The sequence below is a fragment of the Hymenobacter koreensis genome, assembly GCF_039541855.1.
Lineage (GTDB): Bacteria > Bacteroidota > Bacteroidia > Cytophagales > Hymenobacteraceae > Solirubrum > Solirubrum koreensis.
On the sequence record NZ_BAABHA010000004.1, the window covers coordinates 34,411 to 51,506 of the forward strand.

A 17,096-nucleotide genomic window follows, 5' to 3' on the forward strand; every position below is an offset into this window, starting at 1 on the left:
TTTAGCTTATGATTTGGGACGCCTCACTTTGTGATTTGAGCCGGGTAGCGGCTTCACTAGGCGTCTCGTTTTTCAGTTTCTTGAACACCCGGTTGAAGGTAGATTTCGAGTTAAAGCCCGATTCCAAAGCAATGGCTACCAAGGAGTAATGCTGAAAGCGCGAGTCAGCCAGGAGACGCTCGGCTTCGTTTACCCGGTACCCGTTCACGAAATCGTTGAAGTTCTGCCCAAAACCGGCATTAATGACTTTTGAGAGCGTAGTGGTGTTGGTGTTCAGGCGCCCTGCTAATTGGGCCAAGGACAGATCGGGCTCCAGATACGGACGTTCGGCACGCATGAGGCGTTCCAACTGCTCTACCCAGCGCAGCTGCTCCGGGGCCAGTTGGGTTGCATCGGCTGGGGCCGGCGCTGCTTCGGTATTTTGGGTAGCAACGGCTAGTGCGGCCCCGGCTTCGGGCTCGAATTGCAAGGGCGTGCGCCACTGGTGCTGGGCTTGCCAGCCGGCCACGCTGAGGTAGTAAATGATGAGGCCGGTGAACAGGTAGCCGTACCAAAACTGCACGTACGAGAGCCCCGCGCCCACGTCGATCAGGTTGAACACAAACGACACCGCTGTGCCGATGAGGACGGCCACCAGCACGTGCCGCAGCCAGCGGAAGCGCCGCCGCTCGGTGTCGGAAAAGTTGTCGTTCAGGTAACGCGTGTACTGGCGGTACTCGCGCAACGTCAGGTAACTGTACGCTGCCAACGATGCGTAATTCAGCGCCCCGGCTACATCGTGCACCAAGCCAAAGTTGATTAGCGTGCCTTTGGTGCCGAAGTGCTCGGGCAAGGGCTGGCCAAGCCACTGGTGGCGCAGCAAAACATCAACCCCGAAGCAGAATGCGTACCAGCCGACATAAGCCGCCATGGGCGCGAAGTGCCAGTACTGACGGCCCCGTAGCCGAAACTCCGGATTGGTGAGGCTGCGGAAGTACAGGTAAAACAAGGGCCCCGCTCCCAAATGAAAGGAAAACGGGAAGTAAAACATGAAGGTAGAGTAGCCGTTGTGGGCGTCGTACCAGCCGGCAAAGCCCAGCATCCACTGCGCAATGTTGGCCGTGTACAGCAGGACGAGCAGCGCCAGCCACCGGTCGGCGGGCACGGCCAGGCGCCAGCTCCGCACCAGCAACAGCACGCCAAACACAATGCCCTGCACGAAGAAGGGCAACAACAAAGAGCTGTATTGGCTGAACTGAAATAACATAGACACGCAAAAGGCTGGGCGGAGCCGTTCTCACTCCAACCCAGCCCCTGCTGCAATGTTCACCTTATTTCGGTGCTATACCAATTCCTGCTCTACCAGTTCCTGCCGCAGCGCGTAGGTGCGGCGCATGGCCTCCACCAGCCGCGCCGATTCGTGGAAGTTCAGCGTCTGCTGCCCGTCGGAAGCGGCCCGCTCCGGCACCGGAGCCGTTTCGTACAAAATGCCGTCGGCGCCGGCCATGATGCCGGCCAGGGCGAGTGGTGCCACATGCTCGCGCAGGCCAATGCCGTGCGAGGGGTCGACGAACACCGGCAGGTGGGTTTTCTCTTTGAGAATAGGTACGGCGTTCAAATCCAAAGTATTGCGCGAAGCCGTTTCAAAAGTACGGATGCCCCGCTCGCAGAGAATAATGTCCTCGTTACCGCCTGAGAAAATGTACTCGGCCGAGTGCAGCAGTTCCTCGATGGTGCCCGATACGCCGCGCTTCAGCAGCACCGGCTTGTCGACGCCGCCCAGAGCATCGAGCAGGTTGAAATTTTGGGTGTTGCGGGCACCCACCTGGAACACGTCCACGAAATCGTACATCTCCTCCACCTGCGACACTTGCATAACTTCCGTTACTATGCGCAGGCCGTGCTGCCGGGCCAGGCGGTAAAAGTCGCGCAGGCCCTCCAGCCCCAGGCCCCGGAACGAGTACGGCGAGGAGCGGGGCTTGAACACGCCGCCGCGCATCATGCGCACCCCGTTTTGCACCAAGTGCTGCATCACGGCCTCCATCTGGTCCACGTTTTCGATGCTGCACGGGCCGGCCACTATGCTCAGGCTACCCTCGCCGAGGTGAATTCCGTCGCCCAAATCCAGCACCGTGGGGCGCACGCGCCACTTGCGGCTCACCAGCTTGTAGTCGTCGGACACGCGATGCACGTCGCGTACGCCGGGCAGGGCCGCAATGCGGCGCAGGTCTACGTCTTTTGGGCCGAGGGCTACGAGGTAATCGGCGTGCTGGGTGCGTACGGGCGTTACTTTAAAACGCAGCTGCCGCAGCTGGTCGATAAGAGCGGCTTGGGCGTCGGGCGACAGGTTGGGCTGGGGATGAATGATCATGGAAAGCGGAAAAGCAGGCGGCAAAAGAAAAAGATGGCACAGCGGCTAAGGCTGCGCAACGGGCAACGACGCCCCCATGATTTGCTGCACAAACGTGCGGGCCGCGTGGTGCGGATCGGTGGCGCCGTCGAGGGCGCGCAACAACGCCGAGCCGATGATGGCGCCATGGGCGTGTTGGCAGGCCCCGTCGAAAGAAGCTTTATCGGCAATACCGAAGCCCACAAGGCGGGGGTTGCGCAGGTTCATGGCGGCCACGCGGCGCAGGTAGGCTTCCTGACCGCTGTGGTCGGCGGTTTGGTTGCCGCCCGTCAGGCCCGGGCCCGATACCAGGTACAGGAATGCATCAGTCAGTTCGTCGAGGCGGCGGATGCGGGCCTCTGAGGTTTGCGGCGTAATGAGAAATACCGGACGCAGGTTATAGCGACGGAAGGTCTCCTGATAGAACTCAGCGTATTCCTCGGCGGGTAGATCGGGCAGGATTACGCCGTCGATTCCTGCCGAGGCGCATTTTTGGCAGAACTCTTCCATGCCATACTGCAGCACCGGGTTCAGGTAGCCCATGAGCAACAGCGGCGTATCGGGCAGTACTTCGCGCACGCCCTGCAGCTCATCGAGCAGGCGGCGCAGGCTCATGCCGTTGCGCAGAGCAGCAGTACTGGTTTGCTGAATCACGGGTCCGTCGGCAAGTGGATCAGAAAACGGCACCCCGATTTCGAGCACGTCGGCACCGCAGTCGGCCAACGTTTTCAGCAGCGGAATGGTATCGTGCAGGCCCGGGTAGCCAGCTGTAATGTACAGGTTCAGTACGCCGGAGGGCTTGCGGGCAAACAGGTCGGCGAAACGATTTTGCATGGGAAGGGGTGTCGCGGAAGTAAGTACGCTGTGCTTCGGTTGCTGCTTTAGACGACGTCTGTAGAATCTAGGCCAGGTTCAGCTCGCGCAGGTACGTTTCGAGGTCTTTGTCGCCCCGCCCCGAAAGGTTCAGCACCACTACATCAGTCGATTTCAGTGGCAGCTGGTCGAGGGCCGAAATGGCGTGCGCGGTTTCCAGGGCCGGAATGATGCCTTCGAGGCGGCTGCAGAGCAACACGGCCTGCAGGGCTTCGTTGTCGGTAATGCCGATGAACTGCGCGCGTTTGGAATCGGCCAGAAAGGCGTGCAGGGGCCCGATACCGGGGTAGTCGAGGCCGGCTGAAATGGAGTGCGGCTCGGTAATCTGGCCGTGCTCGTCCTGCATGAGCAGCGTACGGCTGCCGTGAATGATGCCCGGTCGGCCCAGCACCGAGGTAGCAGCCGAAAAGCCGGTATCCACGCCTTTGCCGGCCGCTTCCACGGCTACCAGCTGCACGCTGGGCTCGTCGAGGAAATGATAGAACGCCCCGGCCGCATTCGAGCCGCCACCCACGCAGGCCACCACGTAATCGGGCAGCTCCGAGCCGGTTTTATCCAGCAGCTGCTTGCGGATTTCCTCGCTGATAACCGACTGCAACCGTGCCACCAGATCGGGGTATGGGTGCGGACCCACTACTGAGCCAATGATGTAATGCGTATCAGTAGGGTTGCTAATCCAGTCCCGAATGGCTTCGTTGGTGGCGTCTTTCAGGGTTTGGCTGCCGCTCACGGCGGGTCGCACCTCGGCGCCCAACATGCGCATGCGGGCCACGTTGGGCTTTTGCCGCTCCATGTCTACGGCGCCCATGTACACGATGCATTCCAGCCCGCGCAGGGCGCACACGGTGGCCGTGGCCACGCCGTGCTGACCGGCGCCGGTTTCGGCAATGATGCGCTTCTTGCCCAGTCGCTCGGCCAGCAGAATCTGCCCCACGGTGTTGTTCACTTTGTGGGCACCGGTGTGGCAAAGGTCCTCGCGCTTTAGGTAAATGGTAGCGCCGTACCGCTCCGACAACCGTTTGGCCTCAAACAGCGGCGTGGGCCGGCCCACGTAATCGCGCAAGAGCTGCTGGTATTCCTCTTGAAATTTAGGATCGGCCAGAATGTCGAGGTATTGCTCGCGCAACTCCTCCACGTTCGGATAAAGCATTTCGGGGATGAAAGCGCCGCCGAATTGTCCGTAGTAACCGCGGGCGGTAGGTTGGTATTGGCTCATGGTGGGTTTCACGTTGTTTCTCGCTGGGTCTCGATTAAGCGCTGAGCGAGGGAGGTTATCCGTGGAGTTCGGTTAGCACCTGTTTGACAAGGGCTGAGGCTTTTAGGCCGGGAGCTTGCTCGAGTTTGCTGTTGAAATCGAAGCCGGCCAGGCTCGGTAGCTGCAGTTCCTTTAGCTGCGTCACGTTATCGGTACCAAGGCCGCCGGCCAGCAGATAAGGCACCGGCAGGTCGTAGGCTTGCAGTAGGCTCCAGTTGAAGGCGAAACCGTTGCCGCCAGCCGCAGGCCCCGCCGTATCGAAGACGAAAAACGAGCAGTGCGGTGCATAGGCATCCAGGTGGCGCGGGTCGAAGGCCTGCCCTATCCCAAATGCCTTGATAACGGACAAATCGGCTTCAGCCAACTCGGCGCACACCGCCGCCGATTCCTGCCCGTGCAGCTGCACCGCATCGAGGCCAAAGTGCAGGGCGTGACGGCGGATGACAGCTGGCTTTTCGTTTACAAACACGCCCACTTTCGGCACCTTCAGCCCGCGCATCTGGGCCGCATCCAAGGTATCGGCGGCGTAGCGCGGCGACTTGGGCGCGAAAATGAAGCCCAGCATATCGGGGCCAAGTGCCACCACCTGGGCTATGTTTTCGGGGTACTTCATACCGCACACCTTCACCAACCGGCGGTCCTGGGCAGGCGTCGGGAGCGGGTTCACTTGAGTGCGGGCAGCGGTTGACATGGATGAGGAATTAACGGGCGGCTTCCAGTTCGCGCAGCTGCTGCACCAGCGTGGCGCAGGCTTTTTCGGGGCGGCTGTTGCGCATGAACGTTTCACCGATCAGGAACCCATCGAAGCCGGCGCGGCGCAGCAGCTGCACATCCTGCGCGGTGCGCAAGCCACTTTCGGCCACGCGGCCCAGGTGCGCGGGCAATAGCTCCACCAGCTCCAGGCTGCGGTCGAGGCTCACGGAAAAGTCGCGCAGGTCGCGGTTGTTCACGCCCACCAGGTCCACGGCGTCGAGGGCCGCGTCGAGGGTACGCTCCAGCTCCACGCGGTCGTGTACTTCCAGCAGCACTTCCAGGCCCATTTCCTTGGCTTGCAGGCCCAAACGGCGCACTTGCTGCGGCTCCAACACCGAGGCAATCAGCAGCACGGCGTCGGCACCAATGCTACGAGCTTCCAGCAGCTGGTACTCATCCACCACGAAATCCTTGCGCAGAATCGGGCACAGATTAAAGCGCCGAGCCGTGGTCAGGTCTTCGTTTTTACCGCCGAAAAACTCGGTATCCGTGAGAATAGACAAGGCCGAAGCCCCGGCCTGCATGTAGCCGAGCGTGGTGCGCTCTACCGGAGCAAACTCGTTAATCCAGCCCTTGGAAGGCGAACGGCGCTTGAACTCGGCAATGATGCCGCTGAGCTCGGGCCGCCGCAGGTAGTTGAGCAACGACAGCGTGGGCGACGTTAGAAACGCACTGCGTTCCAGCAATTTGGTAGGCACCAGGTCGCGGCGTTCGGCCACTTCCTGCTGCTTGTGCGCCACAATGCGGGCGAGTACGTCGGGGGGAGCTATGATGGTAGGTGACATGCGTCAGAAGAAAGCGGTGTGAGAATACGCTGGCGGCGCCAGCAAGCGGCTGATTGGGTTACTGCGCGTTCAGCAGTGTGGTGAATGCGCGACGGGCGCGACCCGAATCGAGGGACGCATAGGCCGCGTCGAGGGCGTCGGGCAGGGTAAGCTTGGGGTTGAGGCAGCGGATGCCGAGGGCGGCATTGGCCGCTACCACGTCTACCTGAGCGCGGGTTCCTTTGCCATCGAGCACCTGGCGAAACAGCCGGGCCGATTCCTCTACGGTTTGGCCGCCGGCCAAATCCTCGGGGCAACAAGTGGGCAGGCCCATGGCAGCGGCGCTAAGCAACGTTTCGCCGTCTTCGGAAGTAGCAATTTTGGCCTCGCCGGTGAGGGAAAGTTCGTCGTAGCCATCGAGGGCGTGCACCACGGCGTAGCGCGTGCCGCTTTCCTGCAACAGGTATTGATAGAGGCGCAACAGTTCCAGGCTGTACACGCCCAGCAATTGAGCGGCCGGGCGGGCGGGGTTCACCAGCGGCCCCAACATGTTAAAGAAGGTACGCAGCCCCAGTTCCCGCCGCACCGGACCGGCGTGGCGCATGGCCGGGTGGAAAGCCGGCGCGTGCAGAAAACAAATGTTGGCCGCGTCGAGCTGGCGCTGCAACTGGTCGGTACTCGCCTCAAAATCGTAGCCAAAGTAGGCCAAGATGTTCGAGGAGCCCACCGCCGACGACACGCCGATGTTACCGTGCTTGGCCACTTTGTATCCGGCACCAGCCACCACAAAACAAGCCAGCGTGCTAATGTTGAGCGTGTTTTTGCCGTCGCCGCCTGTACCTACAATATCAAGCACCTCGTGGCTGTTGAGTTGCGGGTCACGGCAAAGCTCGAGCAGCGCGTCGCGGAATCCGGCCAACTCGGGCACCGTGATGGGGCGCAGCCGGTACACGGTGAGAAACGCGGCGGTTTCGGCGGGGTTTAGTTCGCCCTGCCCTAGGCGCAACATCACCTCGTGGGCCTCGGAGCGGCTCAGCGTGTGGTGGTCGAATAAGGCGGTGAGGGTGGCTTTCATAAGATAAGGTGTGGCAACAGGAGCGGATTAGTTGTCGAGCCAGTTTTGCAGGATGCGGTGGCCGTGCTCGGTCAGAATAGACTCGGGGTGGAATTGTACGCCACGCACGTCATACTCGCGGTGGCGTAGCGCCATTACTTCACCGTCGGCGTCGAAAGCGGTGGTTTCCAAACAGGCCGGCATGGAGGCAGGCAGCACCGCCCAGGAGTGGTAACGCCCCACCCGAAAGCGTTCCGGCAAGCCTTGGAATAACCGTTCGTCGGGGGCCGTTACCACGGCGTCGGTGGCTACACCGTGCAATACATTTGGCAGGTTCAGCAGCTCCGCTCCAAAGCTTTCAGCAATACCTTGGTGGCCCAGGCACACCCCCAAAATGCGTTTAGTGGGCGCGTAGCGGCGGATCAGTTCGGGCATCAGGCCCGCTTCCGAAGGAATACCCGGACCAGGCGAGAGTAGCACCGCGTCGTAGGCTTCTACTTCGTCAAGGGTAAGCTGGTCGTTGCGGCGTACGGTTAGCTCGTCGCCGCGGCCCAGCTCGCGCAGCACCTGCACGAGGTTGTAGGTAAACGAGTCGTAGTTATCAAAAACGAGAATGGACATGGCCGTTTGCGAAGGTGATGTTGCGGCGGAAGTTGAACGCCCAGAGGCTATTGCGCCGTCGTTAATTGAGAAGTGGCATCGGCGGGCTTTAGCTCAACGACCTGCACATCTTCGTGCGCCGCCGATGCCTGTTGCAGGGCTTGCCGCAGCGCCGCCAGCTTGTGGTGTACCTCGTTCAACTCCGATTCGACCTCTGATTTTGCCACCACACCCGCGCCGGCCTGGTAGAACAGCGTGCCGCCGATGCTCACGAACGAGCGGATGAAAATGGCGTGGTTGAAGTCGCCGTCGAAACCGAGGTGGCCAATGCAACCGCCGTACATGCCGCGGGCGGTGGGCTCCAGTTGGTCGATGAGCTGCATGGCCCGCACCTTGGGCGCGCCCGAAAGCGTACCGGCCGGAAAGGTATCGGCTGCCACTTGCAGCGGGTCGGTACCCTCGGCCAGGGTAGCGGCCACGTGGCTTACCAAGTGAATAACGTGCGAGTAGTACTGAATTTCCCGGAAGCGCCGTACTTCCACGGTGCGGCCGTGACGGGCCAGGTCGTTGCGGGCCAGGTCCACCAGCATCACGTGCTCGGCGTTTTCCTTGGGGTCTTCCACCAACTTTTGGGCCAGGGCGGCATCCTCGGCGTCGTGGCCGGTGCGGCGGAACGTGCCGGCAATGGGAAAAATGCTGGCTTCGCGGCCGTTCACCAGCAGCTGCGGCTCGGGCGAGGAGCCCAGCAAGCGGTAATGGCCGTAGTCGAAATAGAACAGGTACGGCGAGGGGTTAATGGCCCGCAGGGCGCGGTATACCTGAAACTCGTCGCCGCGGAAACGTTGCTGAAAGCGGCGGGAAAGCACAATCTGAAACACGTCGCCGCGCAGGCAGTGCTGGCGGCCGGCCGTGAGCATGGTGCGGAATTGGTCGTCGGTCTGGTTGGTAGTTTCCTCCCCTTCCAACGAAAACCCAAACGTGGGCCGCACCGGGCTGCGCACCACGCTCAGCAGGCGTTGCAGAGCAGCTTCGTCGGGAGCGGCATCGGCCGGCGTGTGCTCGAAAATGTGCAGCTCCTGCCGGAAGTGGTTCAAGGCCAGCACGTAGCGGTACAGGCCATAGCGGGCATCGGGCAGCGGGCCGGCACTGGGCTTGGTGTTATTGAATTTCACGTCCTCGCAAAACTGCGCGGCTCCGTAGCCCATAAACCCAAACAAGCCACCGGTAATGAAGGGTTGCTCGGCTTTGGGCGCTTTAAACCGACCGGCGAATTGCCGGAGGCGGTCCAGCGCCTCGTGGCGCGGGTCTTCCAGCGTGGTGTGCTGCTCCGAGCCATCGGGCAGGCGTTCCAGTAGCTCGGCTCCGCGCAGTTCAAATCGCGCCAACTCGTGGCAGGCGATGTACGAAAAGGCATTCTGCTGGGTGTGGTAATCGGAGCTTTCCAGCAGCAGGCAGCCGGGGTACTGGTCGCGCAGCCGCAGGTAGAGCCCCACGGGAGTCACGGTATCGGCGGGCAAGCGCAGGTGGCGGGTTCTAAGCTGAATGGGCGCGACGGACATATACAGGAGTAACGAGCGGTGTGGGAAAGGCCGGAAATGCAAGCAGCCCGGCTGGTAGGCCGGGCTGCTTGCATTTGTCTGGTTACAGGCAACATCAACGGTTACCACTTACCAACAGACATAGGCTATGAGTCCTGGCCGGGAATTGGGCAGGGCCACCACCAAAGCTGAAGATGAGCGGTACGGCGAATCATGGTGAGTGAGTGGTTGACGGTGCAAAAGTACAACGTATTGCAATAAATGCAAGCACTGACTGCAATATCAATACACATTCAAGGCAATTATTGCAATATTTTCAATATAACATGCCTATATGCAGCATTCAGTTAGTACTAGACTCCTTTGAGAAGGTTTTGTTGTCAATCTGTCAATATTTCGCTTGATTATTCTTTCACCAGCGTTTCGGCGGCGCTCTTTTTGCTATTGCGCAACCGCAATGTATAGGTACCGCGAAGCAGAGCGGCTACGTTCACTGGGGTTTCGGATTGGCGAAGCGTCTGCCGCATCACCACACGCCCCGTGGTGTCGACTACCTCTAGCTTTGCTTCCCGCCAACCTGCCGGAAGCTGTACCAGCACCGTTTCCGCTGCCGGATTAGGAAAAACACTGAAGCGCACAAATGTGCCCGCTGTGCGGGCCGCGGTGGGAACAGCTGGCCGGTACAGCCACTGGTATGCCGCCGGAAACTCCCTGCGCCAAAACCATTCGGCGTGCTGGCCATCGGCGCGCACCTGGTAATTCAGATCGGCGGTGGCATGCCCGCCGCGCTGCAATGAGTCGCGCACGGCCTGCATGAGTGGTACCATGGTTTGGCTTTCCTGCGCTCCGCACACGAAGTAAAAGCGGGTGGGCTGCCCTGCCGTGGCCGGGTGCTGGCGTAAGTAATTCTTCAGCTGAGCTTCCGCAAACCAGAAAGCGGGCGAAAAAACCCCTACCCGGCCGTACACGGCGGGGTACTTTACGGCGGCGTACAACGAGATGAGCCCGCCCATACTGGAGCCGGCAATACCCGTATTCAGGCGGTCGGGCAGGGTGCGGTAATTGGTATCGATGTAGGGCTTGAGGGTTTGCACCAGAAAATCAACGTACTGGTCGCCTTGCCCGCCGCCGTACTGCGGGTTGTTCCAGGGCGAGTATTCGTTAAGTCGCTGGCCCCCGCCGTTATCCACGGCCACGGCAATGCAGCCAGCGGGGTCAATGCCCTGCTGCTGAAGCTGGCTCATCGTTTCATCGACGCCCCACTCGCCCGAAAAGCTAGTGCAGTTGTCGAACACATTTTGGCCGTCGTGCAGGTACACCACCGGGTAGCGCCGGGTGCTGGTGGCGTAGTCGTTGGGCAAATACACCCACACCCGGCGGGTGCGCCCCAATTGGGGTATCTGAAACGATGTGCTGATAACCTGCACATTCGGCTGTAGCGCCGTGGACTGGCAGGGGCCAGCACCGCCGAGGTCTTTCCAGTTTGCCACCTGAAAGTCAACAGTAACCGGGGTGCTGCCTACCGTGTAGCGCCGGTTGGGAATGTCGGCGTACTGGGCATCGGCTTCCACCGAGGCCCAGGCGCCACGGGTAAACTTGAATTCCAAGGTTCCCGTAACCGTGGGAGCTAACGTCAGCTCGTAGCTGCCGTTCGGCTGCTTCACAAAGGCATGCGCCGCACTACCCGGGTTCCAGTTGTTGAAATTGCCCGCCACATACAACGTGGCATTAGCCGGCGTATTAGCTGGTACGCTGGTGATGCGCAACGTGGTTTGAGCGGAAATACTGCCGCTGAGCAGCAGTAACAGAGGTAGCAGAAGAGTTGATAGTCGCATGTGGAAACGGGAAAAGGCAAATCAACGATGGCCGGAGGAGGCTGTGAAAACGAATAATGAAGCGGTCCAGGGTTATTTCTTAGGGGTCGGCTTTCCCCAAGGATTCTTTCAGGCTCCGGCCTGGGCTATATAACCATCCCCAGGCAAGTGCACAACACCCAGGGGCTTGATTTACCACGGAATTGTAACCCCTCCCCAAGTGCTGTTTGCGGCCGCCTGCACCGCGAAGTTGGCTGATAGTTGACTTTGCTGGCGGCAAAACTTTATCTTGCGGAGTTTATTTAGCAATTAGCACGCAGAAAGGCTAACTTAAAAACCCGCACAGCTGCTTTCGCAATCGTTCCCGGTAACGTTTTTCACGCCCCCATCCCCACTCCCTATTTCCCCGACGCGTCTCACCCTTCAACCAATTTCATGTTCCCCATGAAGCACACTTACCTGCCGAAACTTTGGTTTCTGCTTTTCTTATTCATCTGTTGCAGCCTGAGCGCCGCGGCCCAAACGGGTAGCATCAGCGGCCGCTTGCTCGACGACAAAAATCAACCGTTGCCGGGTGTTACGGTATTGGTAGAAGGCACTCAGCTCGGTACATCAACCAACTCCGAAGGCAGTTTCCTGATCCAGAACGTGCCGGCAGGTGCGCAAACCGTGGTAGCCTCGTTTGTAGGTTACACCTCCAAGCGTCTGCCCGTAACGGTAACGGCGGGCCAAACCGTAACAATTGCCAATACTGTCCTGGCGGAAAACACCACTTTGCTGAGTGAAGCAGTGGTAGTGGGCTACGGCGTGCAGCGGCGGCAAGACGTAACGGGCTCCATTTCCACGGTGCAGTCCAAGGATTTCGTGCAGGGCCAAGTAACCAACCCCGAGCAGCTGGTACAGGGCAAGATTGCCGGCGTAAACGTAACGACCGGCGGCGGCGCGCCCGGCGCCGGTACTACCGTTCGCATACGGGGCAACTCCTCGCTCAACGCCAGCAACGACCCACTCTTCGTTATCGACGGGGTACCGGTGGACAAAGGCGGCATTTCCGGCGCCAGCAACCCGCTTACCCTCATCAACCCGAACGATATCGAGTCGGTAACCGTGCTCAAGGACGCCTCGGCCACGGCCATCTACGGCAGCCGGGCTTCGGCGGGGGTAATTCTCATCACCACCAAGCGCGGCGTGCAGGGCGAAAATCTGACCGTGAACCTGAACTCGCAAACCTCCGTTTCGCGCCGCGCCAACAAGTACGAGGTGCTGGGCGCCGACGAATTCCGGGAGCGGATTCGTGCCAACGGCAACGCCGGCCAGATAGCTACGCTGGGCGCGGCTAACACCGACTGGCAGGGCGAGATTTTCCGCTCTGCCGCCACCTTCGACAACAACGTGAGCCTGAACGGCAACGTGAAGAACGTGCCGTTCCGCATCTCGTACGGTAACCTCAACCAGCAGGGCATCGTCATCACCAACAAGCTGCAGCGCCACACCGGCTCCATTAGCCTCACCCCCGTGCTGCTCGACGGCAACCTGCGCATCGACGTGAATGCCAAAGGCTCCCGCGTTGACAACCGCTTCATCGACAACGGCCAGATTGGGGCCGCCGTCCTGTTTGACCCCACGCAGCCCGTTCGGTCTCCGGAAGCGCAGTTCAACCCGTTTGGCGGCTACTTCCAGTTTCTGCAGGCCAACGGCAACCCCCGTGGCTTGGCCCCGGGCAACCCCGTGGCCGCGCTCAACAACACCAACAACGTCAGCGTAGTCGACCGCTTCATCGGCAACGTGCAGCTCGATTACAAGCTGCCGTTCGTGCCGGGCCTGCGCGCCAACATCAACCTTGCCACCGACCTCTCGCGAGGCGAAGGCTCCACCACCATTAACCCGCAGGACTTTGGCAACTTCAACGCCGACCCTGTGACCAACCCCAACCGCGACCCCAACCTGAGCGGCCGCTACACACAGTTCCAGCAAGACAAGGACATGCGCCTGCTGGAAACCTACGTGGCCTACGCCAAAGATTTCAGCGGCACCAAGTTTGACATCCTGGCCGGCTACTCCTATCAGGATTTCCAGGACCAGGGACCCAACTTCCTGCCCCTGCGCTTCGACCGCACCACCCAGGTAAACCCCACCGAACGGCTGACCGTGCCCGGCTTTTACAGCCAGCTGACGCTGCTCTCGTACTTTGCCCGTACCACCCTGAACGTAAAGGACCGCTACCTGCTCACGGCCACGCTGCGTAACGACAACACCTCGCGCTTTGCCGAGGAAACCCGCAGCGGCTACTTTCCCGCCGTGGGCCTGGGCTGGCGCCTGAAGGGCGAGAATTTCCTGGCCAACAACGCCACCATTTCCGAGCTAAAGCTGCGCGCCGGCTGGGGCCAGACCGGGCAGCAGGATGTGGGTGGCCTCTACGACTTCCTGCCGCGTTACGTGATAGGCAACTCGGCCGCGCAGTACCAGTTCGGCCAGAACTTCATTACCACGGCTCGGCCCTCGGGCTACAACCGCGAGCTGCAGTGGGAAACCACCACCACGCTGAACGCGGGCCTGGACTGGGGTATTTTGGACAACCGCATTTCCGGTACCCTGGACGTGTACGACCGCCGCACCACTGACCTGCTGGCCAATGTAAACGTGCCGGCCGGCGCCAACCTCACCAACCAGCTCAACGCCAACATCGGCTCGCTGCGCAACCGCGGCATTGAATTGGGCATCAACGCGGCGCCCATTCAGTCGGAGGCGTTTAACTGGGACGTGAACTTCAACGTGGCCTACAACACCAACGAAATTACGGATCTGGGCCCGCAGGACGCCAACTTCCAGGGCTTCAACGTGGGCGGTATTCCCGGCGGCACAGGCAGCAACATCCAGATTCAGTCGGTGGGCTTCCCCATCAACAGCTTCTTCGTGCTCCAGCAGGTGTATAACGCCGACGGCCGCCCCGTAGAGGGTCTCTACGTAGACCGCGACGGCAACGGCATCATCAACGAGCGCGACTACTACCGCTACAAGCAGCCGAACGCGCTGACCAACCTGGGCTTCACGTCCAACATGGCCTACCGCGACTTCTCCCTCTCGTTTGTGCTGCGCGCCAGCCTGGGCAACTACGTGTTCAACGCCACGGCCGCTAACCTGGCCAACTACGCCAACGCCACCGGCTCCACAGGCTTTTTAACCAACCTGCCCACCGACGTACGCAACACGGGTTTCCGCACCCAGCAGATCTTCAGCGACTACTACATGGAGAACGGCTCGTTCCTGCGCGGCGAAAACATCACGCTCGGTTACAATGTTGGCAAAGTATTCCGCGAAGGATCGAATCTTCGCCTCACGGCGGCTGTTCAGAACGCATTCCTGGTTACCAAATACTCTGGCCTCGACCCCGAGATTTTTGGTGGCATCGACAACAACTTCTACCCACGTGCCCGCACGTTCACTTTCGGGATCAACGCCAGCTTCTAATTTTCCCAGCCGATGAATATGTTTTTAACCCGCGGATTGCTGATTGCCTCCGCTGCTTTGGCACTGGGCGCCGGCACCGTTTCCTGTACCAAGGACCTGGACCGCACCCCCAAATTTGAGCAAACGCCCGATAAAGTGTACGTGGACCTGGCCGGCTACCGCTCGGTGCTGGCCAAGCTCTACGCCGGCTTCGCCGTAACGGGCCAGCAGGGCCCGGCCGGCGCCGGCGACATCGGGGGCATCGACGAAGGTTTCTCCGATTACCTGCGCCAGTACTGGAGCGCCCAGGAGCTGTCCACCGACGAGGCCATCATTGCCTGGCCCGACGCCGGGGTGCGCGACTGGCACAACATGAACTGGACGTCGAGCAACCCCTTCATCCGGGGCCTTTACTACCGTATCTACTACGAAATTGCCATCTGCAACGAGTTCATCCGGGAGTCGGCCGATGACAAGCTTTCGACCCGCCTTTCCGGCGGCGACGTAGCCTCGGCCCGGCGCTTCCGGGCCGAGGCGCGTTTCCTGCGTGCGGTTTCCTACATGCACGCGCTCGACCTGTTCGGGGGCGGCCCGTTCGTTACCGAAAGCGACCCGGTGGGCTCGTTCCGCCCGCCCTACGCCTCCCGGCAGCAGCTGTTCGATTACGTGGAAAGCGAGTTGCTGGCTCTGAGCACCGACGCAGATTTTGCCGACGCCCGCACCAACGAGTACGCCCGAGTCGACAAAGCCGCGGCTTGGGCCATGCTTTCGCGTCTCTACTTGAACGCGCAGGTGTACACCGGCACGGCCCGCTACAACGACGCGGCCACCTACGCCAAGCGCGTGATTGATGCCGGCTACTCGCTGGCCACCCCGGCCGCTACCGCTGTTTCCTCGTCGTACGGCCGCTTGTTTATGGCCGACAACAACGTGGCCCCGCTTACCAACGAGATTGTGTGGCCCATTGCCTTCGATGTGAACAACACGCAGAGCTTCGGGGGCACCACTTTCCTGGTGAACGGTTCCACAGGCTCGCAGGCAGGTTGGCAAGCCCGCGTGGGCATGAGCACTGGCTGGCAGGGCATCCGAACTACCCGCAACCTGTTCCAGCTTTTCCCCGATACGGCTGCAGACCGCCGGGGACGCTTCTGGACCCAGGGGCAGACCCTCGAGATTGACGACCAAGGTGTGTTTACCCAAGGTTTTGGGGTAACCAAATACCGCAACGTGAACTCGGCGGGCATTGCCCAGGGCGGGGCCCAGAACCAGTCTAGCATTGACTTCCCCATGATTCGCCTGGCCGAGGTCATGCTGAACTACTCGGAAGCGGTGGCACGCGGTGGCACGGGCGACCGAGCCCTGGCGCTTTCCTACATAAACCAGATTCGTCGCCGCGGTTTTGGCCTGCCCATTGGCACGCCCAGCTCGGCGGCCGATGTGGCCACGCTCAGCGCTGATTTTATCCTCGACGAGCGTGCCCGGGAATTGCATTGGGAAGGCTTCCGCCGCACCGATCTGATTCGTTACGGCCGCTTTGTAGAGGGCACCTACCTCTGGCCTTGGAAAGGCGGGACGCGTAACGGCCGCGGCGTGGAAAGCTTCCGCGTACTGTATCCAATTCCGGCTTCTGACCTAGCGGTAAACCCTAACCTACGGCAGAATACCGGCTACTAATGCCTGAAGCAACCGGCCCCACCAAGGGGCCGGGGGTTTGCAATTCACTTTAAATTTTTCACAAACATGAAAAACTGGTTAACTAAACTAGTTGGGCTATGGCTCCTGCTGTTTGTCTTCTCGGCTTGCGAGAAAGACGAAACGCGGGTAGTCATGACCCAGGGCGCTGCCCCCCAGCTAACGGCCTCCTCTACCACGGCTTCTCTGGTACAGGCCAACGCCGCCAGCAACGCGGTTACCTACACCTGGACCGCAGCCGATTTTGGATACCAAGCGGCTGTTGGCTATGTCCTGCAATTTGCCCGCCAAGGCACCAACTTTGCTAACCCAATGGAGTTCAACATGGGCGCCGAGCTCAGCAAAACCTTCACGGTTGGAGAGCTGAACGGTTTGTACATGTCTTTCGACTGCAACGCGGCCGGGGTGAATGCCCGCCTCGACGTACGCGTGAAGGCTACCCTTACCGATGCCATGCCGCCCGTATTGTCGAACGTAACCACTATTCAGGCTACGCCCTACCAGGCGCAGCAGCTCCCAAGCGAACGGTGGGCCATCATCGGCTCGGCTACGGCCAACGGCTGGGGCACCGAAACCCCCATGAACTACGATTTTTGCACCCGTACCTGGACCATTACGCTCCCGCTAACGGCTGCCGAATTCAAGTTCCGCGCCAACAACAGCTGGGACAAAAACCTGGGCGACGAGGGCACCGGCGACGCCATGACCACTGGCCGCAAGCTGGTTTACAACGTGGCGCCCACTCCTAACCCGCCAAACATCGCGCTGCCTGCTGCCGGCACTTACACTGTTACGCTCGATGTAAACGCAACCCCCAACCCAATCTTCACGCTGCGCCGATAAACCGGGGCGAAGTACTACCCGTTCCATCAAAGTCCCGCTCATAGCCATGAGCGGGACTTTTGCATTCCATGGCCTTCCTAGGAACCGATACGCAG

The 17,096-nt window shown here is 60.6% G+C and carries 13 protein-coding genes; 3 read left to right on the top strand and 10 right to left on the bottom strand.

The window, feature by feature from the left end:
* Window position 1: 1 nt before the first annotated feature.
* The 10 genes from ABD903_RS09050 to ABD903_RS09095 all read right to left on the bottom strand — a co-directional run bounded on the left by ABD903_RS09050 (window position 2) and on the right by ABD903_RS09095 (window position 11,040).
* Window positions 2-1,246 carry a helix-turn-helix domain-containing protein gene (locus tag ABD903_RS09050; protein ID WP_345224175.1) on the bottom strand — a complete coding sequence of 415 codons (1,245 nt, stop codon included), beginning with the start codon at window positions 1,244-1,246 and terminating at the stop codon, window positions 2-4.
* 75 nt (window positions 1,247-1,321) lie between these two features.
* Window positions 1,322-2,350 (bottom strand): bifunctional 3-deoxy-7-phosphoheptulonate synthase/chorismate mutase, encoded by a 1,029-nt coding sequence (locus ABD903_RS09055; RefSeq protein ID WP_345223447.1) that lies wholly within the window; start codon window positions 2,348-2,350, stop codon window positions 1,322-1,324.
* 45 nt (window positions 2,351-2,395) lie between these two features.
* Window positions 2,396-3,202 carry a tryptophan synthase subunit alpha gene (gene trpA, locus ABD903_RS09060; protein WP_345223448.1) on the bottom strand — a complete coding sequence of 269 codons (807 nt, stop codon included), beginning with the start codon at window positions 3,200-3,202 and terminating at the stop codon, window positions 2,396-2,398.
* A 67-nt stretch (window positions 3,203-3,269) separates the two neighbouring features.
* A complete protein-coding gene (gene trpB / locus ABD903_RS09065; protein WP_345223453.1) occupies window positions 3,270-4,457 on the bottom strand; it encodes a tryptophan synthase subunit beta in 1,188 nt (395 codons plus the stop codon).
* 55 nt (window positions 4,458-4,512) lie between these two features.
* Window positions 4,513-5,187, bottom strand: a complete 675-nt coding sequence (locus tag ABD903_RS09070) for a phosphoribosylanthranilate isomerase (protein WP_345223455.1) — start codon at window positions 5,185-5,187, stop codon at window positions 4,513-4,515.
* A 10-nt stretch (window positions 5,188-5,197) separates the two neighbouring features.
* Window positions 5,198-6,034, bottom strand: coding sequence for an indole-3-glycerol phosphate synthase TrpC (trpC, locus tag ABD903_RS09075; protein WP_345223457.1), 837 nt, complete (start codon window positions 6,032-6,034; stop codon window positions 5,198-5,200).
* 58 nt (window positions 6,035-6,092) lie between these two features.
* Window positions 6,093-7,088, bottom strand: a complete 996-nt coding sequence (trpD, locus tag ABD903_RS09080; RefSeq protein ID WP_345223459.1) for an anthranilate phosphoribosyltransferase — start codon at window positions 7,086-7,088, stop codon at window positions 6,093-6,095.
* A gap of 27 nt (window positions 7,089-7,115) precedes the next feature.
* A complete protein-coding gene (locus ABD903_RS09085; RefSeq protein ID WP_345223461.1) occupies window positions 7,116-7,688 on the bottom strand; it encodes an anthranilate synthase component II in 573 nt (190 codons plus the stop codon).
* Between the two features lie 47 nt (window positions 7,689-7,735).
* On the bottom strand, window positions 7,736-9,226 hold the full coding sequence (locus tag ABD903_RS09090; protein ID WP_345223463.1) for an anthranilate synthase component I family protein: 1,491 nt from the start codon (window positions 9,224-9,226) through the stop codon (window positions 7,736-7,738).
* A gap of 383 nt (window positions 9,227-9,609) precedes the next feature.
* Window positions 9,610-11,040, bottom strand: coding sequence for an alpha/beta hydrolase-fold protein (locus ABD903_RS09095; protein WP_345223466.1), 1,431 nt, complete (start codon window positions 11,038-11,040; stop codon window positions 9,610-9,612).
* Window positions 11,041-11,463: 423 nt separating this feature from the next.
* Between ABD903_RS09095 and ABD903_RS09100 the strand changes: the two genes are divergently transcribed.
* From ABD903_RS09100 to ABD903_RS09110, 3 genes are all read left to right on the top strand, one after another.
* A complete protein-coding gene (locus tag ABD903_RS09100; protein ID WP_345223468.1) occupies window positions 11,464-14,487 on the top strand; it encodes a SusC/RagA family TonB-linked outer membrane protein in 3,024 nt (1,007 codons plus the stop codon).
* Between the two features lie 12 nt (window positions 14,488-14,499).
* Window positions 14,500-16,140, top strand: a complete 1,641-nt coding sequence (locus ABD903_RS09105) for a RagB/SusD family nutrient uptake outer membrane protein (RefSeq protein WP_345223471.1) — start codon at window positions 14,500-14,502, stop codon at window positions 16,138-16,140.
* A gap of 66 nt (window positions 16,141-16,206) precedes the next feature.
* Window positions 16,207-17,001 (top strand): SusE domain-containing protein, encoded by a 795-nt coding sequence (locus tag ABD903_RS09110; RefSeq protein ID WP_345223474.1) that lies wholly within the window; start codon window positions 16,207-16,209, stop codon window positions 16,999-17,001.
* The last annotated feature ends 95 nt before the right edge of the window (window positions 17,002-17,096 follow it).

Excerpts from the sequence above, each read along its gene's own strand:
- ABD903_RS09050 (WP_345224175.1), bottom strand. The coding sequence starts at position 1,246 with ATGTTATTTCAGTTCAGCCAATACAGCTCTTTGTTGTTGCCCTTCTTC.
- ABD903_RS09055 (WP_345223447.1), bottom strand. The coding sequence starts at position 2,350 with ATGATCATTCATCCCCAGCCCAACCTGTCGCCCGACGCCCAAGCCGCT.
- trpA (WP_345223448.1), bottom strand. The coding sequence starts at position 3,202 with ATGCAAAATCGTTTCGCCGACCTGTTTGCCCGCAAGCCCTCCGGCGTA.
- trpB (WP_345223453.1), bottom strand. The coding sequence starts at position 4,457 with ATGAGCCAATACCAACCTACCGCCCGCGGTTACTACGGACAATTCGGC.
- ABD903_RS09070 (WP_345223455.1), bottom strand. The coding sequence starts at position 5,187 with ATGTCAACCGCTGCCCGCACTCAAGTGAACCCGCTCCCGACGCCTGCC.
- trpC (WP_345223457.1), bottom strand. The coding sequence starts at position 6,034 with ATGTCACCTACCATCATAGCTCCCCCCGACGTACTCGCCCGCATTGTG.
- trpD (WP_345223459.1), bottom strand. The coding sequence starts at position 7,088 with ATGAAAGCCACCCTCACCGCCTTATTCGACCACCACACGCTGAGCCGC.
- ABD903_RS09085 (WP_345223461.1), bottom strand. The coding sequence starts at position 7,688 with ATGTCCATTCTCGTTTTTGATAACTACGACTCGTTTACCTACAACCTC.
- ABD903_RS09090 (WP_345223463.1), bottom strand. The coding sequence starts at position 9,226 with ATGTCCGTCGCGCCCATTCAGCTTAGAACCCGCCACCTGCGCTTGCCC.
- ABD903_RS09095 (WP_345223466.1), bottom strand. The coding sequence starts at position 11,040 with ATGCGACTATCAACTCTTCTGCTACCTCTGTTACTGCTGCTCAGCGGC.
- ABD903_RS09100 (WP_345223468.1), top strand. The coding sequence starts at position 11,464 with ATGAAGCACACTTACCTGCCGAAACTTTGGTTTCTGCTTTTCTTATTC.
- ABD903_RS09105 (WP_345223471.1), top strand. The coding sequence starts at position 14,500 with ATGAATATGTTTTTAACCCGCGGATTGCTGATTGCCTCCGCTGCTTTG.
- ABD903_RS09110 (WP_345223474.1), top strand. The coding sequence starts at position 16,207 with ATGAAAAACTGGTTAACTAAACTAGTTGGGCTATGGCTCCTGCTGTTT.